Origin of the sequence: Microbacterium sp. NPDC096154, from assembly GCF_040302945.1 — a bacterium.
Classification (GTDB): domain Bacteria; phylum Actinomycetota; class Actinomycetes; order Actinomycetales; family Microbacteriaceae; genus Microbacterium.
The window spans coordinates 16,544-39,290 of sequence record NZ_JBEOSM010000011.1 but is presented as its reverse complement, the minus strand read 5'-3'; the positions used below and the strand labels follow the sequence as shown (position 1 = coordinate 39,290).

Sequence of the window (22,747 nt, the reverse complement as noted above, 5' to 3'; positions counted from 1 at the left end):
GTCTGAGGGAGGTGCGGGTGACGGGGACGGGGCGCTCCGGCCCCGCCACCCGGGATGTCACTTGCCCTCGAGCGCGTCGGCCAGCGCGTTGAAGAACTCGGTGTACGTCTGGATGCCCTCGTTCGTGTACGTGTCGGCGGGCATGTACAGGATGTCGCCCTCCTTCACGGCGGTCACGTCGGCGAGCGCCTCCGAGTTCTCGATGATGTCCGCGGCCGGCTTGTACGCGGGGTCGGCGGCCGCCACGGCGGCGTCGCGATCCATCACGAGGATGAGGTCAGGGTTCGACTCGGCGATCGCCTCGACCGAGATGTCGTCGCCCTGGTGGTCGTCGCTCGCGCCCTCGACCTCGAGGGCGGGCGTCAGCCCGAGCAGGTCGAACACGGGACCGAGCGTGCGGCCCACGCCCGGGGCGATGTAGCCGATCTCACCGCCCGAGGTGTTGACCGCCATGACCGTCTGCGCAGGGTCGTACGCCTCCTTGGCGCGCGCGATGGCGGCCTCGAGGTCGGCCACGAGCTGGTCGGCCTCGCTCTGCTTGCCGAAGATCTCACCCAGCACCGTGACCTGACGCGCCAGCTCGGCGTCGAGCGGCTCACCCTCGCGGGGGTCGAGCTCGAGCACGGTGGCGTCGGGCGCCAGCGAGACGAAGTCGTCGTGGAACTGCGCGAAGCGCTGGCCGTTGATGATCAGGTCCGGCTCGACCGCGACGACGGCCTCGAGGTCGGGCTCGCGGTGGTTGCCGAGGTCGATGATCGCGTCATCCGTCTTGTAGGGGTTGCCCTCGGGCATCAGCGCCACGGCGGCGGCCTTCAGCTCGACCCCCCAGTCGGCGAGCGTCTCGAAGGTGCGGTTGTCGGTCGCGACGACCGACTTCGGCGGCAGCGCGATCGTGTGCGTGCCGTTGTTGTCCTCGACCTCGACCGAGGCGGGGGCGGCGGCGGCCGGCGTCTCGGCGGCGTCGCCTTCGGCGGGCGTCGTGGCGCATCCGGCGAGCGCGAGGGCCGACGCGGCGGCGATGCCGAGCGCGGCGATCGGTCGGAGTGCAGGCATGGGGAGCTCCTGTCTTCAGAGCGCGGTATCAGCCGCGGTCCATCGGTGAGGGATCGGCGGGGCACTCAGCGTGCTGCCGGGTTCAGGTTAGGCGAACCTCACCCGCCAATGGGTAGGCTAGCCTAACTTTCATGACCAACGCGACGACCGGCGTCCCGCAGAGCTTCACGCTCGGGCGCGAGAAGCTCGACCTGAAGTTCCGTTTCGCCCGGCTCGTCGCGCGGGAATGGCTCGCGCCCGATTATGTGCGCGTGCGGCTGGAGGGCGCCGACCTCGTCGATTTCGGCACTCCCGGCCATGACGACCACATCCGGGTCTTCTTCGCCCAGGGGCCCGCCGACACCGTCGACGAGATGCGCGCGTTCCCGAGCCGCGAGCTCACCCCGCTGTACTGGGGAACCTCGAACAGCGCCGACGGCGAGACCGTGGGGTGGCTCGATCTCGAGTTCGCCGTGCACGGCGACGAGGGCGTCGCGGGCGTGTGGGCTGCGAACGCTCCCCTCGGCTCACTGGCCGGCGTCGGCGGTCCCCGCGGCTCGATGAGCGTGCATGGCACGCCAGACGCGTGGCTGCTCGCGGGCGACGAGACGGCCGTGCCGCAGATCCGCCGGTTCGCGGCGCTGATCCCGGATGGCGCGCCTGCGACGATCCTCGTCGAGGTGCAGGACGAGGCGCACGAGGTCGCGATCGACGCCCCGGTGACGGTCGAGTACGTGCACCGCGGCGACGCCGCCGCCGGGACGGCTCTCGCCGCACGGCTCGACGGCATCACGGCCGATGACCGCCCCTCGGGCGACGTGTTCGGCTTCGTCGCCGCCGAGCAGGCGATCGTGAAGACCGGACGCGCACTCCTGTGCGAGCGCTGGGGCCTCGACTCCGACCGCGTCGTGGTGAAGGGCTACTGGAAGCGCGGCGAGGCCGAATACCACGCGCCGCACGGCCCCGGCGCGCGCTGAGCGCGAGAGGCGCTGACATCTCCGGGCGTCCGCCGCAAGGGGGATGCGCGACGCGCCCGAGCGCATGAGGATGGGGACATCTGCCGAGGAGGATCCATGACTCACACCAAGACCCACACGCCGGCCCACGTCGCCGCCAAGAAGCCCGTGTCGGTGCCCGGGCGCATCCTGCTCTCGCTGGTCGGCGTGGTGCAGGTCGGCCTCGCTCTCGCCGCGTTCTCGGACCTGTGGGCGCGCCCCGCCAAGGACGTGCGGCTCACCAAGCCCGCGTGGATCCCGATCATCCTGATCAACTGGATCGGCCCCCTCGCGTACTTCGTCGGCGGCGTCAAGCGCTGATCCGACGCGCCCGCGCATGACAGGCTGGTGGGCATGCGCATCGCACTCACCGGCTCGTCCGGAAAACTCGGATCCGTCGTCGCGCGCGAGCTGCGCGCAGCCGGGCACCGCGTCGTCGGGCTCGACCGCGTGGGCGATCGCGACCGCGACTTCGTCCGCGTCGATCTGACCGACTACGGCCAGGTGGTCGACGCCCTCACCGCCGTCGGCGACACGCACGACGGCTTCGACGCGCTCGTGCACCTCGCCGCGATCCCCGCACCCGGCCTCGCACCCGACGTCGCCACGTTCCACAACAACATGGCGACCACGTTCAACGTGTTCTGGGCGGCCACACGATTGGGCATCGACCGGATCGTCTACGCCTCGAGCGAGACGGTGCTGGGCCTGCCGTTCGACGTGCCTCCCCCCTACGTGCCGGTGGACGAGGACTACCCCGCGCGCCCCGAGTCGGTGTACTCGCTCGTGAAGCACCTCGAGGAGCAGCTGGCGATCGAGCTGGTGCGCTGGAACCCGACCCTCTCGATCACGGGCCTGCGCTTCTCGAACGTGATGTGGCCGGAGGACTACGCCGACTTCCCGTTCGACGCCGATCCGCTCGAGCGCAAGTGGAACCTGTGGGGCTACATCGACGCGCGCGACGGCGCCCAGGCGATCGAGCGCGCCCTCGAGGTGGCGCCGGCCGGTTTCGACCGCTTCATCATCGCGGCGGCCGACACCGTCACGACCCGGCCCAACGCCGAGCTGCTGGCCGAGGTCTTCCCGGATGTGCCCGTGCGCGGCGACATCGACGGCGCTGACGGCCGGCATCCCACCCTGCTGTCGATCGACAAGGCCCGCCGCCTGCTCGGCTACGAGCCGCACCACTCGTGGCGCGACGGTCGCTGAGGCCCCACCCGCAACCCCAGAGAAAGCCGGAATCGAGGAGAGAACCATGAGCCTGTTCCGCACCAAGTCGATCGAGCAGAGCATCGCCGACACCCAAGAGCCCGAGCATCAGCTCAAGAAGAACCTCGGCGTCTTCGACCTGATCCTGTTCGGCATCGGCGTGTGCGTGGGCGCCGGCATCTTCGTGCTCACGGGGCACGCGGCCGCCACGAACGCGGGCCCTGCGATCGCCATCTCGTTCCTCATCGCGGGGGTCGCGTGCGCGCTCGCGGCGCTCTGCTACGCCGAGTTCGCGTCGACCGTTCCGGTCGCCGGCAGCGCGTACACGTTCACCTACGCGACGCTCGGCGAACTGCTCGCATGGATCATCGGCTGGGACCTGGTTCTCGAGTTCACCGTGGGAGCGGCGGCGCTCGCCACCTCCTTCAGCCAGTACCTCGGGGTCGTGCTCGAGAACACATGGTTCGCCATCCCGCCCGCGATCGCCACAGCCGAAGACGGCTTCCTCAACCTGCCGGCGGGTCTGCTCATCCTGGGCCTGACGGCGATCACCGTCGGCGGCATCAAGCTGTCGAGCCGCCTGAACCAGATCGTCACGGGGCTCAAGGTGCTGGTCGTGCTCGTCGTCGTGGTGGTGGGCGCCTTCTTGGTGAAGGTCTCCAACTGGGTGCCGTTCGTGCCGCCGGCCGAGGCGCCCGCGGAGGGCGGGGGCGATGTGTTCCACCTGCCGATCGTGCAGGGCATCTTCGGCCTCGACCCCAGCGTGTACGGCATCGGGGGCGTGTTCGCAGCGGCTGCCATGGTGTTCTTCGCCTTCATCGGCTTCGACGTGGTCGCCACCACCGCCGAGGAGACCCGCAATCCGCAGCGCGACCTGCCGCGCGGCATCCTGGGCGCTCTGGCGATCGTGACCGTGCTCTACATGGCGGTGTCGCTCGTGATCACCGGCATGCAGAACTACCGAGACATCGACCCCGAGGACGGCGCGCCGCTCGCGACCGCTTTCGTGCAGGCCGGCCTGCCGGTGATGGGCGGGCTGATCGCGATCGGCGCGTGCATCGGCCTGATCGTGGTGTCGATGATCCTGCTCATGGGCCAGACGCGCGTCGCCTTCGCGATGGCGCGCGACGGCCTGCTGCCCAAGGCGCTCGCCAAGACGCACCCGCGCTTCGGCACCCCGTACCGCATCACGATCATCACGGGCGTCGTGGTGGCCGTCCTGGCGGCGTTCGTGCCGCTGTCGACGCTCGCCGAGCTGGTCAACATCGGCACCCTCGCCGCGTTCGTCCTGGTCTCGATCGGCGTGATCGTGCTGCGGCGCACGCGCCCCGACCTGCCGCGCGCGTTCCGCGTGCCGTGGGTGCCCGTGCTGCCGATCATCTCAGCCGTGATCTGCTTCTACCTGATGCTCAACCTGACGCTGGACACCTGGATCCGGTTCATCGTGTGGCTCGCGATCGGCGTGGTGGTGTACTTCCTGTACTCCCGCCGCCACAGCCGGCTGGGCGCGGCTGAACGCGCGGGGTCCGACCGCGTCGAGCGCGGCTGACCGCACACGAGAGCAGGCTCGGCGGACACGCCGGGCCTGCTCTCTTGCCCCCCGAGCCGCGAGGCGGCGAGACTGGGGCCGATTCCGGCCACGGATTCATCCATCCACGAAGAAGTCAGGATGCCGCCATGCCCGTGCTGAACCCGTATCTGGTCTTCCGCGACACCGCCCGCGAGGCGATGGAGTTCTACCACTCGGTGTTCGGAGGACAGCTCGAGATCGAGACCTTCGACGACAGCGAGCTCGACCACGACCCGGCGGATGCCGGCCTGGTGCTGCACGCCGTGCTGGAGACGCCCGACGGCATGGTGCTGATGGCGAGCGACACGCCCTCGGGCATGCCGTACGAGGGGCCGGGCGGCTTCTCCGTCTCGATCAGCGGCGACGAGGAGGAGGATCTCAGCGAGTGGTGGGAGGCGCTGTCCGAGGGCGGCACCATCACGATGCCGCTGTCGGAGCCCGAGTGGGGCGGCCTGTTCGGGATGCTCACCGACCGCTTCGGCGTGAAGTGGATGATCTCGATCCTCGATGAGGACGACTTCGACGACGAGGACGACGAAGACGAGGACGAGGACTTCGACGAGGACGACCTCGACGACGTGGTGTGAACCGGCGCTCCCGCCGGGGGCTCAGAACTCCTCGTGGGTCTCCGGGTCGCCGTCCCACAGCCGACCGCGCTCGAGCGCCGAGATGGCCTCGACGTGCTCGTCGTCGAGGGCGAAGCCGAACACATCCGCGTTCTCGCGCTGACGCTCGGGATCGGCCGACTTCGGGATGGGCGTCGCGCCGAGCTGCACGTGCCAGCGCAGCACCACCTGCGTCGGGCTGACCTGGTAGGCCGCGGCCAGGTCGCGGATGAGCGGCTCGGTGAGCAGCTCGCTGCGGCGCGCGAGCGGGCTCCAGCTCTCGGTGCGGATGCCATACTCGGCGTGGAACGCGCGCAGCGCGCCCTGGGGAAAGTAGGGGTGCAGCTCGACCTGGTTCACGGCGGGGGTGACACCGGTCTCGTCGATCAGGCGCCGCAGCATCGACTCGGTGAAGTTCGAGACGCCCACCGAGCGCACCAGGCCCTCTTCGCGCAGGGCGAGCATTCCCTTGAACGTGTCGACGTACTTGTCGACGCGGGGGTTCGGCCAGTGGATCAGCAGCAGGTCGATGCGGCCGAGCCCGAGCGTGGCGTTCGACTCGCGGCCGCTCGCGATCGCCTCGTCGTAGCCGTGGTGGCGGCCCGGGATCTTCGTGGTGACGACCAGCTCGTCGCGGTCGACGCCGCTGCGACGCACGGCCTCGCCGACCTCGCGCTCGTTGCCGTAGTTCACGGCCGTGTCGATCACTCGGTAGCCCGACCTGATGCCCGCCGCGATCGCGGCGATGCCGTCCTCGCCGGTGAGCTTGTACGTGCCGAGGCCCAGCTCGGCGAACGCGGTGCCGTCGTTGAGCGTGACCGCAGGGATGTCGATGGTCGCCATGCGACCGAGCCTAACGGCGTGCACGGGCCGCCTGCGGGGGCTTGACGCAGAACGCCCGGGTCAGCCGCGGGCGACCGCGCCGCAGCGGTCGTCGCCCGGTGCGACGCCCGTGGCCGCGTGCTCGAGCAGTCCGCACAGCAGGTCGCGCTGCTCGGCCGAGAGCCCTCCGAGCAGCTCTCGCTCGGTGGCGCGAACACGTGCGTCGAGGTCGTCGACGGCATCCACCCCGCGGGGCGTCGCGACGATGCGGCGGGCACGGCGGTCGGCCGGGTCCTGGTGCCGCTCGATCAGCCCGGCGCTCTCCAGTTCGTCGAGCACGTACGTCATCACCGTGCGGTCGATGCCGAGCCGGGCCGCCAGTGCCGCCTGCGTCGGGGGCTCCTCGTGCACCGCCGCCGAGAGCACCTGGTAGCTGCGTTCGCCATGGGGCAGGTCGGCGGCGACGGCCGCCACCCGGGCCTTCCACTCGCGCAGCAGCGCGGTGAGCGACCACCCCAGCAGGGAGGGACGAGCGCGGGAGACGGCGGCCATGGCCCCATGGTATCGGAATAGGATGATGCGTAGATGAGTTGTCGGACATACGATCTGGCAGACAACCTATTTGCGAGGAGCACCCGGATGCCCGACTACGGTCAGGACCTGAGCTTCGGCTCGTTCATCACTCCGATCAACGGCGATCCGCACCAGCCCGTCCGGCTGGCACAGGTGTCCGAGCAGGCCGGGCTCGATCTGGTCACGTTCCAGGACCACCCCTATCGGCCGTCGTTCCACGACACGTGGACGCTGCTGACGTGGGTGGCGTCTCGCACCTCGCGCATCACGGTCTCGGGCAACGTTCTCAACCTGCCGTTGCGCCAGCCCGCGGTTCTCGCACGCGCGGCCGCGTCGCTCGACCTTCTCTCGGGCGGGCGCTTCGCACTCGGGCTCGGGGCCGGCGGGTTCTGGGACGCCATCGAGGCCATGGGGGCGAGGAAGCTGACGCCCGGGGAGGGCGTGACCGCCCTGCGCGAGGGCATCGAGATCATCCGCGGCATCTGGGATGCCGGCGAGCGCCGCCCGCTGCGCGTCGACGGCGAGTTCCACCGCGTGCACGGCGCGAAGCGCGGCCCTCAGCCCGCGCACGACATCCCGATCTGGCTCGGCGCGTACAAGCCCCGCATGCTGCGCCTGACGGGCGCGAAGGCCGACGGCTGGCTGCCGTCGCTCGCCTACATGCAGCCGGGCGACCTCCGGCGCGGCAACGCGGTGATCGATGAGGCGGCCGAGAAGGCCGGACGCAGCCCCGCCGAGATCCGCCGGCTGCTGAACATCGCGCCCGGGGGCGACCGGGACCGGTGGACCGACGAGCTCACCCGCTTCGCGCTCGACGACGGCGTCTCGGCATTCATCCTCGCCAGCGACGACCCGGCCGCCCTGCAGTCGTTCGGCGAGGAGATCGCGCCGGCGGTGCGCGAGGCCGTGGCGCGCGAACGCCGCGCTCAGGGAACGGTGGCCGCGTCCGCACGCCGCGGGTCCACCGCGCTCGCGCTGCGCCGCGAGGGCATCGACTACGACGCCGTGCCGGCCTCGCTCGCCGCGAGCGCGGTCGAGCCGGGCGATCGCGGTTACGAGGGGATGCGCCACAACTACCTGCGCTCGGGGCGGCCCGGCGTGATCCTGCTGCCGTCGACGCCCGCGGAGGTCGCCGAGGCGCTCGGCTACGCCCGTGCGCAGGATGTGCCGCTCGGCGTGCGATCCGGGGGTCACGGGGTGAGCGGTCGCTCGACCAACGACGGCGGAGTGGTGATCGACCTGCGGCGCTTCTCGTCCATCGAGCCGATCGACGCGGAGGGCGACCGCGTGCGGATCGGGGCCGGCGCGACGTGGGGCGAGGTGGCGCAGGCCCTGTCGCCCCGCGGCCTGGCGATCAGCTCCGGCGATTACGGCGGGGTGGGCGTCGGCGGGCTCGCCACCACGGGCGGCATCGGCCTGCTGGGCCGCAGCTTCGGGCTCACGATCGACCGCGTCGTCGCAGCGGACGTCGTGACCGCCGACGGCCGGATCGTGCGCGCGAGCGCGGACGAGAACCCTGAGCTGCTGTGGGGTATGCGCGGGGCCGGCGGCAATCTCGGTGTCGTCACGGCGGTCGAGATCGAGGCCATGAGACTCGGGAAGGTCGTCTACTCGCAGATGGTCTTCGACGCGACCGACACGGCGGGTCTGCTCGAGCGGTGGGGCGCCGCGGTCGAGCGGGCGCCTCGCGCTCTGACGAGCTTCCTCATCCTGTCGCCTATCCGGCCAGGGCAGCAGGCCGTCGCGCAGCTGATGACCGTGTACGCGGGCGACGATACGAGCGCGGCGATCACGGCGCTCGAAGCGCTCGCCGACGCGGGCCCTCTGCTGGACCACAAGGCGTATCTCCTGCCCTACGCGGACGTGCTGCGGGCGATCGGCTGGCAGCCCGGCCAGCGCCAGCACACCGGCGGCGGCGACCCGGTCTCGCGCACCGGGCTCGTGGAGCACCTCGATCGCGCCGCCGCGCGGGCGTTCACGGATCTCGCCGGCTCCGGAGCGGCCCACTTCCTTCAGGTGCGGGCGACGGGAGGAGCGGCGCATGACCTGGCGCCCGACGCCACGGCATACCCGCACCGGCATCAGAACTTCCTGCTCACGGCTCTCGGCCGCTCGCACGCCGAGCTCGATCCGCTGTGGGACGGACTGGTCTCCCCGCACACCGATGGGCTCTATCTGTCGTTCGACACCGACCTGCGCCCCGAGCGCATCGATGACGCGTTCGGCCCGAACCTGCCTCGCCTGCGCCAGGTCAAGCGCGCGTGGGATCCGGAGAACGTCTTCCGCGCCAACTTCCCGGTGACGCCGCCGGCGTAGGGGCCGCGGGCGCCGTGCTCGTCACGGCGCTCATATGCTCAGGCCCGTCCGCGCGCGTCGCGCACAGCGTCGAGCAGGGCGTCGGCGACCTCGCGCTTCGACCCGGTGGCCGTCGCGATCACCGTGTCGTCCGCGCCGATGATCGACACGGTGTTGTCGGGACGCTCGAAGCCGGCCTGCCACCCCACCTCGTTGACGGCGAGCAGGTCGGCACCCTTGCGGCGGCGCTTGCGGATGCCGCGCTCGACCACGCTCTCGTCTGCGGTGGGCATCTCGGCCGCGAAGCCCACGATCAGCTGTCCGGGCCGGCGTGCGGCGGCGAGGCCCGCGAGGATGTCGTCGTTCTCGACCAGCTCGAGCACGGGCGCACCGTCCTCCTTGGCGAGCTTGTGGTCGGACACCGACGCGACGCGGTAGTCGGCGACCGCGGCGGTCATGATCACCACATCCGCCTCGTGCGCGAGAGCGTCCATCCGCTCCCCCAGCTCGGCCGCCGTGCCGGCCCGCTCGATCCGGATGCCCGGATGCGCGCTCACCTGCCCCAGCACGCCCTCGTCGATGTGCGCCGCCACCAGGGTCACGGCGGCACCGCGGTCGGCTGCGGCGAGTGCGACCGCCACACCTTGGCGTCCGCTCGATCGGTTGCCGATGTAGCGCACGGGGTCGATCGGCTCGCGTGTGCCCCCCGCCGAGATCGCGATGCGCACGCCGGCCAGGTCGCGTCCCGCGACCATCGCCCGCGTGACCTCGGCATGGATCGCCTCGGGCTCGCTCATCCGTCCGGGCCCGCTGTCGTCTCCCGTGAGCTGTCCGCTGTCGGGGCCGATCAGCCGCACGCCGCGCTGGCGCAGTGTCGCGACATTCGCCTGCGTGGCGGGGTGCTGCCACATCTCGGTGTGCATGGCGGGGGCGATCAGCACCGGCGCGCGCGTGGCGAGCAGGGTCGTCCCGAGCAGGTCGCCCGCCAGGCCCGCCGCCATCTTCGCGATCGTGTTCGCCGTGGCGGGGGCGATCACGACGAGGTCGGCCTCCTGCCCCAGGGCGACGTGCCGTACGCGTGCCACGTCGTCGTGCACCGAGGTCGTGACGGGATGCCGGCTGATGGCCTCCCACGTGGGGGCGCCCACGAAGCGCAGCGCATCGTCGGTGGGCACCACGTGCACGTCGTGCCCGTCCTTCACCAGCAGCCGCACGAGCTGCACCGCCTTGTACGCGGCGATGCCGCCCGTCACGCCCACGACGATGTTCACGCGCCGATTCTCCCATCTCTCCCCTCCCCCGGCCCTCCCCGCGAGCTTCCCGCACATGTCTCGCCCCGCTCGAGACGCGCGAGCAGCGCGCCAGCCCGACCTCGTGCGGGACGCGCGAGCAGCGCGCCATGAGAACGCGTGCGAGACACTATGAGCAATGTGCACCGTCATCGTCCGCGTTCCTGAGCCCGGCTCATCCGATCCCGTGCGCCTGCTGGCGGTGCGCGACGAGGATCCCCACCGTCCGTGGAATCCACTGGGCGAGTGGTGGCCCGATCGTCCGGGCGTCGTGGGCGTGCAGGATCGCCTTGCGGGCGGCGCCTGGCTCGCGACCCAGGGCGACCGGCTCGCGGTGCTGCTCAACCGGGCGGGCCATCCGGCCGACGTGCGAGCTGAGGAGCTCGAGTCGCGCGGCGGCATCGTGCTCGCCGCGGTGGACGGCGCGTCGCCTGACGGCACTCCCCGCACGCTGGGTTTCAACCTGGTCGAGGTCGCGGGCCCGAGCGTGACGGTGACGACGTGGGACGGTGCGGAGCTGCGCCGAACGTCCCTGGCTCCCGGCACGCACATGCTCGCCCACGATGACGTCGACGATCCGGCCACGCCGCGCATCGCCGCGTGGCATCGGGCGTTCCAGGACGCGCCGGCCGACGGTCCCGACGACGGCTGGTGGGGCGCGTGGCTCGACGTGCTCGCCGAGAGCGGCAGGATGTCGCCCTCCGACGACCGCGCGATCGTGCGCGACAACCATGCCCACGGCTACCCGACGCTTTCGCTGCTCGCGTGCGTGGCGAGCATCCGGCCCGGGCGGGCCACGGTGCGCTACGCGGAGCTCGACCGTCCGGGCAGCTGGAACCCGCTCACCTTCCACTGAGCCGGCACCCCGTCGCGCGCTTACCCTGGATGGACGTCCGAGTTCTCCGGAGGTGCCCATGTCCGATCCGCGGCATGCCGCGCAGCGATACCGCCTGGAACGCGACGGCGCAGCCGAGGCCGACGATCAGCGGGCCACCACGTGGTCGACGCCCGAGGAGCGGGCGGCCGTCGTGGAGCAGGCGATCCAGCACGCCATGCGGCGGGGCGAGTTCGACGATCTTCCGGGCGCGGGGAAGCCCCTGACGGGACTGGGACGCGGGCACGACCCCGACTGGTGGATCCGCCAGAAGATCGAGCGCGAGAACCTACGCGGTCTCGGCCCGCCCGCGCTCGCACTGCGGGTCGAGGACGCCGAGATGCACGACCGTCTCGATCGTCTGACGCGCGAGGAAGACGTGCGCGCGACGCTCGACGACTTCAACGCGCGCGTGAAGCACGCCCGCATGCAGCTGCTCGGCGGGCCGCCGGTGGTCACCGCGCTGCGCGACGTCGACGACGAGGTCGCCGCGTGGCGCCAACGCCGCGAGCAGCGCGCCGAGGCCGCCCGCGCCGCCGCGGAGGCCGAGCGTCCGCCGCGCCGACGACGGCGGTTCTGGCGCCGCGAGCGCTGAGCGTACCTACTCCCCCGGGGGCTCTTCCGCGAGCGCGTACTCGGTGCCGTCGCGGCGCCGTTCGACGATGCCGAAGTCGACGAGATACCTCCGCAGCACCGCGGTGTCGTCCGAGAACGCGCGCAGTCTCTCGTTCATGCCGCGCTCGCTCACGACCTCATCGGGAGCGAGCGCGCGCTCTGCCACCCAGCGCAGCAGACTCTCGCGCTCGGCGAGATTCGCCGGGTACTGCAGGATGCGCCCGTCGCGCAGGAACCGCTCCACACCGGTGGCCCTGCGCGCCGGCTCGCGGCGCAGCGCGCGCTCGAACACCGTGTCGACCAGCGCGAGCGATCCGTCATCCTGCTCGGCGATGACGCCCGCCCGGCGCAGGCTGTCGACGATGTGGCGGCGGCGGGAAGGCGGCCGTGTCGCGAGGAACGGCGTCGGGTCCTCCCCCAGGATCAGCAGCCCGATCACCTGACGGCTGTCCGGGTTCGCGAGCGCGGCGATGATCGGACGCCAGTCGGGATCTCCGGGCAGCGTCATCGCGCCGCCCCGGCCCCCTGGCTCTCCGCGAGCCACTGGTCGAACGTCTGCGTGCCGAGACGAGCGCCTTCTCGCGGCAGGATCGTGCCGTCGCGGAGGCCGCGCCCCATCCTGCCCGGGAGCGGCAACGACAGCACCGGCCGTCGGGACCCCGAGGCACGCACGAAGCGGCGCACCAGGTCGGGCATGCTCTCCTGGCGCGGCCCGGCCAGGTCGGCCACCAGACCGCGGGGCGCGCCGGTCGCGAGCGCGACCACCTCGGCGGCGACCTCGGCTGCCGCGACGGGCTGCGATCGCATCTGCGGCACGAGATGCACCCCGAGCATCCGGCCCGTCTGGGCGGTCTGGGCCGCGAACTCGTGGAACTGCGTCGCGCGCAGCATCGTCCAGCCGGTGCCCGACGCCGTCACGAGGCGCTCCTGCAGCGCCTTGCCGGCGTAGTAGCCGTCGTCGATGGCGAGGGCGCCCACGATCGACACGGCGACGTGGTGGCGAACGCCGGCGGTGATCTCGGCCCGGATCAGGTTCTCGGTCACCGCGCGGAAGAACCGCGTCGACTCCTTGGCCGAGAGCGTCTGGACCGAGGCGACGTCGACCACCGCGTCGCAGCCCGCCAGCGCCGCCGTCAGGCTCTCGCCGCCCTCGCGCAGGTCCACGCCGCGAGAGCGGCTGAGGACGACCGGCTCGTGCCCGCCTTCACGAGCGAGGCGCACCACATGGCGGCCGAGCACACCCGTGCCTCCGGCGACGGCGATCCTCATCGGTGCGCTCCCACTCTCGATCCAGCCCGACGCCACGACACTATCGGGGCCGGCGACGGAATCGGGGCCGGCGAGGGGAGCACGACGAACGACTCATCGCAACCCCCTCAACGCGGAGGCCGCGATGACGGAGCCTGTCGGCATGAGCAATCGAGACGACGCCAAGAAGCCCCTCGACCACCTGCCCCCGCAGGACGAGCGCGACGCGGACGAGATCGAGCAGCCCTCGTACCCCGGCGCCGACGCGCCGGCCGGCGGCTCGCCCGTCTCGCCTGAGACGGCGAAGGAACCCGACGAGCCGGGCCGCCACGGCCTGGCGCGCCCGCCGCAGCAGGGGGCGTGACGCGCTACCCCGGCGTCGGCACGGCGTCGGCACGGCGTCGGCACGGCGTCGATCGAGCGCATCCGCGGAGTCGGCGGCGGCCGGAGCGGCCACGATCAGGGCGGCCATCACCGCCGAGGCGCGAGGCTCGCGACGATGACCTGCGGAGGAGCCTCACCGCCTTTCCGGAACGAACCGCGATCAGTATGTAGGGCAGTCCGCGCACCGCCCGAAGACCTCGAGCACGTGGCGGGTGACGGTGAACCGATGCTCAGTGGCCGCGTCGCGGATCCACGCCTCGTCGGGCGCATCGAGTTCGAAGGCTCTGCCGCAGGCCTCACAGACGAGGTGATGGTGGTGGACGCCGGGCGCCTCGCAGGCACGGAAGAGACGTCCACCCGGCCCGGGGATCGTGTCGGCGCGCCCGTCCTCGGCGAGAGCGTTGAGCTGCCGGTAGACGGTGGCGAGCCCGACCGCGTTGCCGCCCGCGGCGAGCCGCTCGTGCAGCTCGCCCGCCGACACGAAGCCGGGCGCCTGCCGCAGCGCTCGCCGCACCGCCTCCTTCTGCGCGGTCCTGCGCTCATCACCCGTCATGGCGGCCTCCTCATTCCGCGTGGTCGGGGCTGTGCCGCCATACGGGGAACGGGTCCTCGTAGCGCACCCACGCCTTGGGACCGGCCGCGAGCTCGATGTCGCTGAGCGCGGCCAGATCGAGCGCGGCCCGGAGGGCCGCATGATCCAAGTCCAGCCCGATGAATGCGAGGTCCTGCCCCCAGGCCAGCATCTCCTCGTCGTCGCTCAGGTCCGCGTCGGATCCAGCCGGCTCGAGCGAGATGGCGTGGCCGGCGTGGCTCCACAGCGCCGTCACCTCCGGGCGGGTGGCGAGCCGGCAGAAGCCGGCGGAGCGGACGACCGTGCCGAACTCGCCGCGTTCGATCCGCTCGTCGAGCAGGTGCTTGAACCGGAGCGGGTGCAGGGGACGGATGTTCTCGTACCGGAAAGCGCTCACCCGGGGGTCGGTCATGTGCGGATCGAACTCTCCGTTGAGCAGGCTGATCCATCCCGGCCGCTCCTGCTCGGCGTCGTAGTCGCTCCTCGGCTGCGTCGGCTCGACGGGACCGCGGTGCAGACGCAAGCGGGCGTGCGGGCTGAGGTGGCAGACCAGGGCCATGACGGCGGAGAGCGCGTGGGTGTCGAGTCGCTCCCAGCTCACGAGCACGATCGTCGACGCGTACTCCAGCTGGGCGACAGTGCGCATCGCATGCGCGCCGTCCGCCGCGCGCGGCGGACGGCGCCCGGCGCGGGGGCACACGCCGGCGCCGAGGTCCGCCAGCAGGTGCGCGGCGTCGACGATGCAGAGGATGCCGGTCAGGCGCGTCGCGTCGTCCTCCGCGAACGCGCCGATGATCTCCGCGACAGGCGCGTCGTCGGGGAACTCTACGACCACTCCGTCGTCTCGCGCGTTCCAGCGCGCGAGCGCCAGGGACTCGGCGATGGGATCCTCCGCCCTGCGCAGCCGCTGCGCAGGGACGAACGCGCGGCCGCTGCCGACCGCGAGGCGCTTCGCGTGCCGCAGGCGCTCCGCACCGCAGGTCCCTACGACCGCCACCACATCCGTCTGATCCATCAGCTCCCCCTTCACGCGTGCGTCATCGCGACACACATGGTCTAATGATAACCATTATCAATAGGAGGTAACTGTGAAGGTACGAGCATCCATCAAGTCGCTCAAGAACCAGCCCGGCGCGCAAGTGGTGCGCCGCCGGGGACGGGTCTACGTCATCAACAAGCTCAACCCGCGCTTCAAGGGGCGCCAGGGCTGACATCGCGACCATGGCCGCGCGACCCCGCGTCGCGGGATCGCGCGGCCATGCTCTTCAGTCCCCCGGCTCGGACGACTCCCCCGGCTCCGCCTGTTCCGTGCGGGCGACACGGCGACGCCTGCGCAGGTTGACGATCGCGAGGACGACCGCGGCCAGCAGCAGCGCGACCGCGACGACCAGCACCCACGGCACAGCCCAGACCACGATCGTGCGGGTCGTGATCTCGGCGAGCTCGGTGACATCCTGTCCCGTCGACTGCACGCCGGCGACCTCGACCGTCACCCACAGCGGGCCGATCGGCGGCACCTCGTCGACGGTCACGGAGGCCGCCTGGGCTCCCTCGGGGAGGATCTCCTCGATGCCCTCGACGGGGGCGGTGGCGGACCACCACCCGAAGATCCCGTCGACGCGCACCAGCGCGTCAGGACTGAGACGCACGTTTCCCGTGTTCTCCAGCGTCGCGTCGACGTGGAGAGGGGCTGCGGCGAAGGGGGAAAGCCGGGTGTCGTGCCGGCCCGCCAGGCTGTCGACCTCGAGCCCCGCCTCGACGGGGCCCGCGACACGCAGGTGGATGCGGGCACCGACCCGGTACTGCATCGACGCGCCGGAGCCCTCCACGGCTTCGCTCACCGCGACGATGCCGCCGGCGTGATCGCCGGGCTCGGCATCCGCAGGGACGGCGATCGCGAACGGCACGACCACGTTCTCCCGAGGCGGCACGGTGACCTCCGTGCTGTGCAGCGTGAGCCAGGCGCCGACACGGCGACCCCGCTCATCCGGAGTGAGCACCTCGAACGCGTTCTCGACGGTCTGCACGGCATCCTGCGCATAGAGCTCGACCGTGATCGGCTCCTCGCCGAAGTTGCGGACGGCGACGTGATCCTCATAGGTGTCGCCGGCCTCGACGACGTAGTCGAAGCTCGACCGCCCATCGGGCCCCTCGGCGTTCGCGGGAGCGACGGCCCATGCCTCCGGGCCCTCCGGCTCGGCCACCTCCTCGATCGCACCGGCGGCCGCTGGGGCGAGACCGGTCGCGACGTGCGTCGCGGCACCCGCCGCCGATGGCAGGAGGGCAGAGCTCAGGATCGCGGCGGTCACGGCGACGTGAGAGATTGCGGTGCGAAAGAGGGACATCGCGGGGGTGCTCCTGACGTGCGCGTCGGGTGCCAGCGGCCCGGAGGCTCGCTGACACCCGACGACGGTGTTGATGGACGTGCTCAGATGACGGTGCTCAGATGACGGTGCTCAGATGACGGTGATCAGCACGACACCCGCGTAGTCGCCCACCTGCGTGGTGGTCGGCGCCTCGATGTGCAGATCGGCGCCGAGCACCGCGGTACCCGTGGACGAGCCCGCCGCGGCCGAGCCCAGCACGCTCCAGCCGCTGATGCCGCTGCCCTCGATGAAGCCCGTGCTCACGGACGGGCCCGCAGCGACCTGCTGCCCGTCGGAGGCACTGACGACCTTGGGGGTCCAGCCGAGGTACTTGCCGCTGAGCACGGCGCCGTCGACGGTGCCGAGCTCACGCACACGACCCGAGGCGGACCAGCCAGGGCTGCCCGCACGCGTGTCGGCGACGGTGATGCCGCCGATCGCGCCGTCCGAGACGTAGCGGTCGGCCTGCGGGTTCAGCTTCAGGTCGCTCAGCTCGCTGCGCTTGCTGTCCGCGGCGACGCTGATGACCAGCGCACCCTCGGTGTCCTTCAGGCTGACCGCGATCTCCGGCCCCACACCCGGGGTGCTCCCGTGGTCGTCCACGTGGATCTGGACCGGGTCGCTCTCGGCGATCGCGTTGTGGTCGTGGTCGTACACGACGGCCTTCACCTGCTGCTCGCCGGTCACGACGAAGCCGTAGGAGTCGGTGTAGGCGCCGTCAACGGCGGTCCACTCGGCGTCAGCGCTCGCTCGCGTGAACCAGTGGAAGTGGTCCGACACCGGCTCGGGCGACTGCACCGCCGTGAGCGACGCGACATTGCCCGTGTGGTAGTGCGCCGCGACTCCGCTGATGCTGAGGCTCGTGGCGCCAGGCTCGGGCTCGGCGTCCTGCGGCAGGTCCTCGCCGACGAAGAACGTGTACGTCTGCGGGCCGGCGATCTTCTCGACGCCGCCGTCGCTGAACGTCGACGTCACGTCGAACGTGTACTCACCCTCGGCGGTGAAGCCCCAGTTGAGGTGCTCGTGGTTGGCCGTACTCGTGAACGACCAGTCGTCCTTGGCGCTGTTCAGCCACTCCACGGGCCCCTCGTCGCCGTTCTGCCACGCCGCGAAGGTGCCGGGGCCCTCGAAGTCGGTGATCGTGTGCGTGACTTCGATGGATCCCGCCGGGTAGTCGGCCGTGTCGTATCCGAAGCCCAGGAACACCTGGCCGGGCTGGTTGGTCTGCGGCAGCAGGTAGTAGCTCGCGCCCGACTCGATGCCGAGCACGGAGGCGACCGATGCGCCGGCCGTGCGGGACGCGACCGAGGGCTTGCCCTGGATCACGAACTCCTCGGGTGCGTGCGTGCCGAACTCGTCGGAGTGGATCGCGAGCGCGGGCTCGCCGGCGGCGTCCTTCTCGATGTAGAACGCGTCCGCATGCCCCTGCGACAGGACATTCCGATCGTCATAGGGGCCCGCCGCGTGCGCGGCCGTGGCTCCCAGCAGGGAGGCGGCCAGGGCAAGCCCGACCCCCGTGGCCACGGCAGGGCGCGGCCTGGTCAACAGCGATGTCATGGTGCGACATCCTTTCTTCTTGGTGGTGACGTACTTCTCGGTTCGTGGGGTGGCTCACACCACGCGGCGCTCGGGGCGCCGCGGGGCGAGCGCGGAGGCGCCCAGCAGCGCCAGGCCGACGAGCATGGCGATCCCGGCGACGCTCATCAGGTCGTCGGCGAGGTTCGAGTCCGCGAATCCGGTCTGGGCGAGCGACGGCGCGCAATCCGCTCCATCCGCGGTCGGGGCGGCCTGCGTGGTGACGGTCTGCTGCCGGGCGGCCGAGCTCGCGTCGCCCGGGCCGACGAAGAACGTCAGCGTCGACGTCGCGCTCACACGCTGTCCGCCGATCGTGCCCGCGAACGTCAGATCCGCGTAGTAGGCCCCGGGCTGAGTGAACGCCCAGATGCCGTGCACGTGCACGCCGGAGGCACCCACCTCGATGCTGGTGCTGCGCGGGAAACCGCTGACGGTCCCGAAGTAGCGCTCCCCCATCTGGCCCCACGAGTCGACCGAGTACACCGCCAGCTCGCCGGGCCCTTCGAGGCCGTCGAGGGTGAGCGTCACCGGACCGGCGGCGTTGCCGGCGATCGAGGGGTGCTGGGTGTTCCAGCCGAGCCACGGCACCCCCTGCTGCTGCGTCAGCGGGATCTGCCACACCGTGCCCGAGCCGAGGAAGTCGAACGCCCCACCAGGCGCCTGCGCCGAGGCATCGTCGGTCAGGTGGAACACCAGCGTGCTCGGATCCACCCACTGCGCGGGCGACGTGCGGTCGTCCTTGACGAGCGCCCGCAGGCCCGAGCCGTCTGCGACGGGCCCGAAGTCGTAGTGCCCCGAGGTGACGACATCGACACTGCCGGTCTCGACGGTCGTGGTCGCCGCCGGCGCGGCGACGCACTGCGCGGCGGCCGCGGCGGGCGCGGCGACGACCTGCAGCTCGCTCCAGCCGACGAGGGAGCCCGTGCGGTCGCGCACGACCAGACGGTGGCTGCCGAGCTCGGCGTCCGGCGGCACGGCGACCGCGAACGTCCCGGCGTCGTTCACCTGCTTCCACCCGAGGTCGGTCGGGGTCGAGAGCAGCCAGGCGGACACCCAGTGCGAGGCATGGGCGGTCGGCACGGTGACCGTGATCTGCCCGCCGGGCGCGACGCTCTCAGCCGACAGCCTGACATCGCCGCGCGACCCCTCGGTGAGAGATGCCGGATCGGACGCGGGCAGTGCTTCGGAGGGCGCGATGGTCGGGTCGATCGCGATCGGATCCCGATCGGCCGGCGCCGAGGGGGCGGGCACACTGGGCGAAGGGGCGGGAGCCGACGGAGTCGGCGTCGTCGGCGAAGAGGCCGTGGGGCTCGGCGTCGGAGTCTCCGTGGCGCCCGGCGTGGGCACGGGTGTCGCCGACCAGCTGGAGGTGGGCGCCGGCGACGGAGACGCGTCGGCCGTCCCGACCTGGAACGTGTACGTCTGCGGCTGCGATCGCGCCACGCCGCCGCCGACGCGGTCGGCCTCCGCGACGAACGTGAAGACGTACGTCCCGGCCGCGGTGAAGACCCAGTTCGCGTGCGTGTGCGCGCCGACGTTCTCCGTGATCGTGCGCAGGCTCGTCTCCGTGGAGCTGAGCACGCGGCGCGGCCCCTCGACGTCGTTCACGTACAGCTCGACGCGCCCCGGCCCCGTCACATCCTGAAGCGCGATCCGCACGACCTCGCCCGTGAACTCGCCCCGCGGCAGGCTCTCGGTCTCCCACCCGGCCCACAGCACACCCGGCTGATACGTCTGCGGGATCTTCCAGATGGGCGTCCCCGGCTCACCGAGGAACGAGAACTCCGGCAGGTCGGGCGCCGTGTCCTTCAGCGCATCCGTCACGTGGAACAGCACGCTCTGCGGGTCGAGCACCTGGCCTGAGCCCGAATCGAGGTCGGCGCGCGTCTTCAGGACGAGCGATCCGTCGTCGTAGCGCACGCTCAGCGCGTCGGTGTGCTGCTTGTCGAGCACCAGGCGGTTCTCGGTGGCATGGGCCGCGGCCAGACCCGTGACCGACGACAGCAGCACGCAGGCTGCCCCCACCAGCGCGAGGAAGCGCCGGCGAGAAGCGGAACGGAGGGATGGGCGACTCACCACGGACATGCACGGGTCTCTCTAGTCATCGATCGGACGCACACGATTGCCAGGGAACGCAAACGTTATTGATAATGATTATCAGTTGCAGCCGCCGTAAGCAAGTCCCCGAGCGCGGCCCACTCGCTCAGCCGACGGTGCCTCTCGAGGCGCCGCACCCCCTCCTGCACGCCGACGGCATTCGAGCCCACGGGGCGCAGGACCGCCTGCAGGCGCGCGTGCACCTGCGCCTGGTCCAGTCGCAGTCCGATCGCGACGAGCCCGCGCTGCCGGCACGCAGTCGAGCTTGTTGACGACGACGAGCGTCGCCGCCGCGAACCGCGCGGGAGCGACCGCGCCGGTGTCGACGGCTCGCTCATGCTCGCGCGCGTCGACCACGTCGATGAGGCCGCCCGGGCGCACCCGCTCCACGCCGCTGAATCGGATGAGACGCGCCAGGGCCAGCGGGTCGGCGGCCCCGCTGGCCTCCACGAGAACCGCATCCAGGCCCAGCCGGGGGTCCGTGAGCCGCGCGAGAGCATCGTCGAGGCCCCCCGCATCCGGCAGGCAGCAGATGCATCCGCCCGCGATCGACGCGGCCTCGTCGATCTGCCCGGTCACGAGCGCGGCGTCGACATTGATCTCCCCGAAGTCGTTCACGACGACCCCGAGGCGCGCTCCGGGCCGGGCCAGGAGGTGATTCAGCAGCGTCGTCTTCCCCGCCCCGAGGTAACCGGTCACGCCGATCACCGGAATCCGTTCCGCGCGCATGAACCGCCTCCCCTCGAGCGCGGCCTGCCGCATTTGCCGAATCGCCACATCCAGATGATAATGATTCTCATTAGACCTCGGTGGCCGACCTCTGCGTGCCCCGACCGCCCGGGGCCGGCACAGGTGGGGACCTTCGCCGGGGAGCGGCCGCTCCGCCCTGCTGTCGGGGTCGGACGGAGCGGCCGCACGTTCCGCACATCCGTCCGGGCCCACGCGCCCGGCGGCCCGACACCGAAAGCCGCGATGATCCGATCCGCCCTCACGTCCACCCGTGGTGGGATGTCCCCGCGTGCGCGCAGAGCCGCGACCGCGGCCGCGGCCGCGGCCGCGGCCCTGCTCCTCGCGGGCTGTGCCACCAAGCCGCTGCTGCCCGCGCACTCCCACGGCGTCCGCGTTGTGACCACGACCGGCATCCTGCGCGACCTCGTCGAGAACGTGGGAGGGGATCGCATCGACGTCGTTTCGCTCGTGCCGGACAACGGCGATCCCCACACCTACGAGCCGACGCTGCGCGACGCGCGCAACGTCGCGTACGCCGACGTCGCCTTCTCGAACTACGCGATGCTCGAGGAGCAGGCGGTCATCAAGACGCTCGATGCGAACCTGCGCGACGACGCGGTCAGCGTGTCGCTCGCGGAGGAAGCCGTGAAGTACGCGGCCGAGATCATCCCGCTCGTCGAGAACGTCAACCTCGACACCGTCTGGCTCGGCCTCCGCGCGCACGGCGACGGAGCCCGCCACGGCGCGACGCGCACGTCCGAGGTGATGCTGTCCGCCACCTCCGCGACAGGTCCAGGCGACGTGTACGCCTACCTCACCGGCTCGTTCGGCGACACCGACGTCTACTTCGACTCGTCCGACGGGTTCGATGCAGCCAACGGCTACCGCGACGACACGATGTCGCTGCCCGCGGATGCGCACACGCACCTCTCCTGGGCGTTCACCGAGCCGGGCGTGTACACGCTCACCCTGCGAGCGCAGCTCCAGGTCGCCGAGACCGAGCGGCCGATCGACCTCTCGGAAGCGACCTTCACCTTCGCCGTCGGCGTCGACCCGTCGGATGCCGCGAGGCAGCAGGGCATCGCCGACGCGGTGATCCTCGACGAGGGACACGCGGATCTCACGGCGAACGTCGATGAAGACCGCCTCGAGGTGCGTTTCGACCCCGAGGGCGGGGGCGAGCACACGCAGCACGCGTACGCCGCCGACGAGGTCGTGATCGACGTTCCGGCGAGGGCGCTCGCCGAGATCCCGGGCGGCACACAGTTCTCCTTCCTCGGGCGAGCGGGCCAGCCGGTGTACCAGCTCGCGCAGGCCGTGCTCGGCAAGCACGTGCACGGGGAGATCGATCCTCATCTCTGGCAGAACGTGCGCAACGCCATGGCGTACGTGCAGCTGATCCGAGACACGCTGATCGCCGCCGACCCCGACGGCGCGCGGGACTACGCGGCGGGCGCCGCGGCCTACCTGGCCGAGCTCGAGGACACCGACACGTATGTGCGCGACACGCTCGCCGCGATCCCCGAGGAGGATCGCCGCCTGGTGACCACGCACGACGCGTTCGGCTATCTCGCCGACGCCTACGGCCTCGACGTCGCCGGCTTCGTCACCCCGAACCCGTCGGCCGAGGAGTCGCTGTCGGATCGGAAGAAGCTCACCGAGACGCTGCGCACGCTGCGAATCCCGGCGGTGTTCCTCGAGCCGAACCTCGCGGCTCGCTCCTCGACGCTCACGCAGGTCGCCGAGGAGCAGGGCATCGCCGTCTGCCCGATCTACGGCGACACGTTCGACTCCGCCGTGACGGGCTACGTCCAGATGATGCGCGCCAACGCCGACTCGCTCCGCGACTGCCTGACCGAGACCGACCCCCGATGAACGCCCCGACGACCGAGGAGCAC

23 protein-coding genes are annotated in these 22,747 nt (G+C 71.5%); 11 read left to right on the top strand and 12 right to left on the bottom strand.

Features of this window, described 5'->3' with window-relative positions:
* Positions 1-57: 57 nt before the first annotated feature.
* Positions 58-1,053: a siderophore ABC transporter substrate-binding protein gene (locus tag ABTW64_RS13965; RefSeq protein WP_350623450.1), complete on the bottom strand. Its 996-nt coding sequence runs from the start codon at positions 1,051-1,053 to the stop codon at positions 58-60.
* A 131-nt stretch (positions 1,054-1,184) separates the two neighbouring features.
* Between ABTW64_RS13965 and ABTW64_RS13960 the strand changes: the two genes are divergently transcribed.
* The 5 genes from ABTW64_RS13960 to ABTW64_RS13940 all read left to right on the top strand — a co-directional run bounded on the left by ABTW64_RS13960 (position 1,185) and on the right by ABTW64_RS13940 (position 5,393).
* Complete coding sequence (locus tag ABTW64_RS13960) at positions 1,185-2,009, top strand: siderophore-interacting protein (protein WP_350623448.1); 825 nt, start codon at positions 1,185-1,187, stop codon at positions 2,007-2,009.
* Positions 2,010-2,105: 96 nt separating this feature from the next.
* On the top strand, positions 2,106-2,348 hold the full coding sequence (locus tag ABTW64_RS13955; RefSeq protein WP_350623446.1) for a hypothetical protein: 243 nt from the start codon (positions 2,106-2,108) through the stop codon (positions 2,346-2,348).
* A 33-nt stretch (positions 2,349-2,381) separates the two neighbouring features.
* A complete protein-coding gene (locus ABTW64_RS13950) occupies positions 2,382-3,236 on the top strand; it encodes an NAD-dependent epimerase/dehydratase family protein (protein ID WP_350623445.1) in 855 nt (284 codons plus the stop codon).
* A 46-nt stretch (positions 3,237-3,282) separates the two neighbouring features.
* Positions 3,283-4,785 carry an amino acid permease gene (locus ABTW64_RS13945; protein WP_350623443.1) on the top strand — a complete coding sequence of 501 codons (1,503 nt, stop codon included), beginning with the start codon at positions 3,283-3,285 and terminating at the stop codon, positions 4,783-4,785.
* A 128-nt stretch (positions 4,786-4,913) separates the two neighbouring features.
* The gene (locus ABTW64_RS13940; RefSeq protein WP_350623441.1) at positions 4,914-5,393 is read left to right on the top strand and encodes a VOC family protein; all 480 of its coding nucleotides are present in this window, start codon (positions 4,914-4,916) and stop codon (positions 5,391-5,393) included.
* 21 nt (positions 5,394-5,414) lie between these two features.
* Here ABTW64_RS13940 and ABTW64_RS13935 read toward each other — a convergent pair whose 3' ends face one another.
* Complete coding sequence (locus ABTW64_RS13935; protein WP_350623439.1) at positions 5,415-6,254, bottom strand: aldo/keto reductase; 840 nt, start codon at positions 6,252-6,254, stop codon at positions 5,415-5,417.
* 60 nt (positions 6,255-6,314) lie between these two features.
* A complete protein-coding gene (locus ABTW64_RS13930; RefSeq protein WP_350623437.1) occupies positions 6,315-6,785 on the bottom strand; it encodes a MarR family winged helix-turn-helix transcriptional regulator in 471 nt (156 codons plus the stop codon).
* An 87-nt stretch (positions 6,786-6,872) separates the two neighbouring features.
* Here ABTW64_RS13930 and ABTW64_RS13925 point away from each other — a divergent pair, with 87 nt between their 5' ends.
* Positions 6,873-9,122, top strand: coding sequence for an LLM class flavin-dependent oxidoreductase (locus ABTW64_RS13925; protein ID WP_350623435.1), 2,250 nt, complete (start codon positions 6,873-6,875; stop codon positions 9,120-9,122).
* Positions 9,123-9,160: 38 nt separating this feature from the next.
* Here the strand turns inward: ABTW64_RS13925 and coaBC are convergent, their stop codons facing one another.
* Positions 9,161-10,372: a bifunctional phosphopantothenoylcysteine decarboxylase/phosphopantothenate--cysteine ligase CoaBC gene (gene coaBC / locus ABTW64_RS13920; RefSeq protein WP_350623433.1), complete on the bottom strand. Its 1,212-nt coding sequence runs from the start codon at positions 10,370-10,372 to the stop codon at positions 9,161-9,163.
* Positions 10,373-10,529: 157 nt separating this feature from the next.
* On the opposite strand from coaBC, the gene ABTW64_RS13915 reads away from it, so the two are divergent.
* Both ABTW64_RS13915 and ABTW64_RS13910 read left to right on the top strand, forming a co-directional pair.
* On the top strand, positions 10,530-11,246 hold the full coding sequence (locus ABTW64_RS13915) for an NRDE family protein (protein WP_350623431.1): 717 nt from the start codon (positions 10,530-10,532) through the stop codon (positions 11,244-11,246).
* 58 nt (positions 11,247-11,304) lie between these two features.
* Positions 11,305-11,859 carry a DnaJ family domain-containing protein gene (locus ABTW64_RS13910; protein WP_350623429.1) on the top strand — a complete coding sequence of 185 codons (555 nt, stop codon included), beginning with the start codon at positions 11,305-11,307 and terminating at the stop codon, positions 11,857-11,859.
* Between the two features lie 6 nt (positions 11,860-11,865).
* Here ABTW64_RS13910 and ABTW64_RS13905 read toward each other — a convergent pair whose 3' ends face one another.
* Both ABTW64_RS13905 and ABTW64_RS13900 read right to left on the bottom strand, forming a co-directional pair.
* Entirely contained in the window at positions 11,866-12,387 is a 522-nt protein-coding gene (locus ABTW64_RS13905; protein WP_350623427.1) for a DUF2087 domain-containing protein, read from the bottom strand.
* Positions 12,384-13,148 carry an SDR family oxidoreductase gene (locus ABTW64_RS13900; RefSeq protein ID WP_350623425.1) on the bottom strand — a complete coding sequence of 255 codons (765 nt, stop codon included), beginning with the start codon at positions 13,146-13,148 and terminating at the stop codon, positions 12,384-12,386. The genes ABTW64_RS13905 and ABTW64_RS13900 overlap by 4 nt, the downstream gene beginning before the upstream one ends.
* A 142-nt stretch (positions 13,149-13,290) precedes the next feature.
* On the opposite strand from ABTW64_RS13900, the gene ABTW64_RS13895 reads away from it, so the two are divergent.
* On the top strand, positions 13,291-13,491 hold the full coding sequence (locus ABTW64_RS13895) for a hypothetical protein (RefSeq protein ID WP_350623423.1): 201 nt from the start codon (positions 13,291-13,293) through the stop codon (positions 13,489-13,491).
* Positions 13,492-13,671: 180 nt separating this feature from the next.
* Here ABTW64_RS13895 and ABTW64_RS13890 read toward each other — a convergent pair whose 3' ends face one another.
* Positions 13,672-14,064, bottom strand: coding sequence for a Fur family transcriptional regulator (locus tag ABTW64_RS13890; RefSeq protein WP_350623421.1), 393 nt, complete (start codon positions 14,062-14,064; stop codon positions 13,672-13,674).
* Positions 14,065-14,074: 10 nt separating this feature from the next.
* On the bottom strand, positions 14,075-15,097 hold the full coding sequence (locus ABTW64_RS13885) for a GTP-binding protein (protein ID WP_350623419.1): 1,023 nt from the start codon (positions 15,095-15,097) through the stop codon (positions 14,075-14,077).
* 73 nt (positions 15,098-15,170) lie between these two features.
* Here ABTW64_RS13885 and ykgO point away from each other — a divergent pair, with 73 nt between their 5' ends.
* Positions 15,171-15,293, top strand: a complete 123-nt coding sequence (gene ykgO / locus ABTW64_RS13880; protein WP_023951906.1) for a type B 50S ribosomal protein L36 — start codon at positions 15,171-15,173, stop codon at positions 15,291-15,293.
* Between the two features lie 54 nt (positions 15,294-15,347).
* Here ykgO and ABTW64_RS13875 read toward each other — a convergent pair whose 3' ends face one another.
* From ABTW64_RS13875 to ABTW64_RS13860, 4 genes are all read right to left on the bottom strand, one after another.
* Positions 15,348-16,391, bottom strand: a complete 1,044-nt coding sequence (locus tag ABTW64_RS13875; protein WP_350623417.1) for a WxL protein peptidoglycan domain-containing protein — start codon at positions 16,389-16,391, stop codon at positions 15,348-15,350.
* A 147-nt stretch (positions 16,392-16,538) separates the two neighbouring features.
* The gene (locus tag ABTW64_RS13870; protein WP_350623415.1) at positions 16,539-18,005 is read right to left on the bottom strand and encodes a choice-of-anchor M domain-containing protein; all 1,467 of its coding nucleotides are present in this window, start codon (positions 18,003-18,005) and stop codon (positions 16,539-16,541) included.
* Between the two features lie 54 nt (positions 18,006-18,059).
* Positions 18,060-20,108, bottom strand: a complete 2,049-nt coding sequence (locus tag ABTW64_RS13865; RefSeq protein ID WP_350623413.1) for a TIGR03773 family transporter-associated surface protein — start codon at positions 20,106-20,108, stop codon at positions 18,060-18,062.
* 72 nt (positions 20,109-20,180) lie between these two features.
* On the bottom strand, positions 20,181-20,897 hold the full coding sequence (locus ABTW64_RS13860; RefSeq protein ID WP_350623411.1) for a CobW family GTP-binding protein: 717 nt from the start codon (positions 20,895-20,897) through the stop codon (positions 20,181-20,183).
* Between the two features lie 231 nt (positions 20,898-21,128).
* On the opposite strand from ABTW64_RS13860, the gene ABTW64_RS13855 reads away from it, so the two are divergent.
* On the top strand, positions 21,129-22,724 hold the full coding sequence (locus ABTW64_RS13855) for an anchored repeat ABC transporter, substrate-binding protein (RefSeq protein ID WP_350623409.1): 1,596 nt from the start codon (positions 21,129-21,131) through the stop codon (positions 22,722-22,724).
* The last annotated feature ends 23 nt before the right edge of the window (positions 22,725-22,747 follow it).

Excerpts from the sequence above, each read along its gene's own strand:
- ABTW64_RS13905 (WP_350623427.1), bottom strand. The coding sequence starts at position 12,387 with ATGACGCTGCCCGGAGATCCCGACTGGCGTCCGATCATCGCCGCGCTC.
- ABTW64_RS13900 (WP_350623425.1), bottom strand. The coding sequence starts at position 13,148 with ATGAGGATCGCCGTCGCCGGAGGCACGGGTGTGCTCGGCCGCCATGTG.
- ABTW64_RS13955 (WP_350623446.1), top strand. The coding sequence starts at position 2,106 with ATGACTCACACCAAGACCCACACGCCGGCCCACGTCGCCGCCAAGAAG.
- ABTW64_RS13935 (WP_350623439.1), bottom strand. The coding sequence starts at position 6,254 with ATGGCGACCATCGACATCCCTGCGGTCACGCTCAACGACGGCACCGCG.
- ABTW64_RS13910 (WP_350623429.1), top strand. The coding sequence starts at position 11,305 with ATGTCCGATCCGCGGCATGCCGCGCAGCGATACCGCCTGGAACGCGAC.
- ABTW64_RS13870 (WP_350623415.1), bottom strand. The coding sequence starts at position 18,005 with ATGACATCGCTGTTGACCAGGCCGCGCCCTGCCGTGGCCACGGGGGTC.
- ABTW64_RS13945 (WP_350623443.1), top strand. The coding sequence starts at position 3,283 with ATGAGCCTGTTCCGCACCAAGTCGATCGAGCAGAGCATCGCCGACACC.
- ABTW64_RS13885 (WP_350623419.1), bottom strand. The coding sequence starts at position 15,097 with ATGGATCAGACGGATGTGGTGGCGGTCGTAGGGACCTGCGGTGCGGAG.
- ABTW64_RS13855 (WP_350623409.1), top strand. The coding sequence starts at position 21,129 with ATGTCCCCGCGTGCGCGCAGAGCCGCGACCGCGGCCGCGGCCGCGGCC.
- ABTW64_RS13895 (WP_350623423.1), top strand. The coding sequence starts at position 13,291 with ATGAGCAATCGAGACGACGCCAAGAAGCCCCTCGACCACCTGCCCCCG.
- ABTW64_RS13925 (WP_350623435.1), top strand. The coding sequence starts at position 6,873 with ATGCCCGACTACGGTCAGGACCTGAGCTTCGGCTCGTTCATCACTCCG.
- ABTW64_RS13940 (WP_350623441.1), top strand. The coding sequence starts at position 4,914 with ATGCCCGTGCTGAACCCGTATCTGGTCTTCCGCGACACCGCCCGCGAG.
- ABTW64_RS13915 (WP_350623431.1), top strand. The coding sequence starts at position 10,530 with ATGTGCACCGTCATCGTCCGCGTTCCTGAGCCCGGCTCATCCGATCCC.
- ABTW64_RS13960 (WP_350623448.1), top strand. The coding sequence starts at position 1,185 with ATGACCAACGCGACGACCGGCGTCCCGCAGAGCTTCACGCTCGGGCGC.
- ABTW64_RS13930 (WP_350623437.1), bottom strand. The coding sequence starts at position 6,785 with ATGGCCGCCGTCTCCCGCGCTCGTCCCTCCCTGCTGGGGTGGTCGCTC.
- ABTW64_RS13890 (WP_350623421.1), bottom strand. The coding sequence starts at position 14,064 with ATGACGGGTGATGAGCGCAGGACCGCGCAGAAGGAGGCGGTGCGGCGA.
- ABTW64_RS13865 (WP_350623413.1), bottom strand. The coding sequence starts at position 20,108 with ATGTCCGTGGTGAGTCGCCCATCCCTCCGTTCCGCTTCTCGCCGGCGC.
- ABTW64_RS13965 (WP_350623450.1), bottom strand. The coding sequence starts at position 1,053 with ATGCCTGCACTCCGACCGATCGCCGCGCTCGGCATCGCCGCCGCGTCG.
- ABTW64_RS13950 (WP_350623445.1), top strand. The coding sequence starts at position 2,382 with ATGCGCATCGCACTCACCGGCTCGTCCGGAAAACTCGGATCCGTCGTC.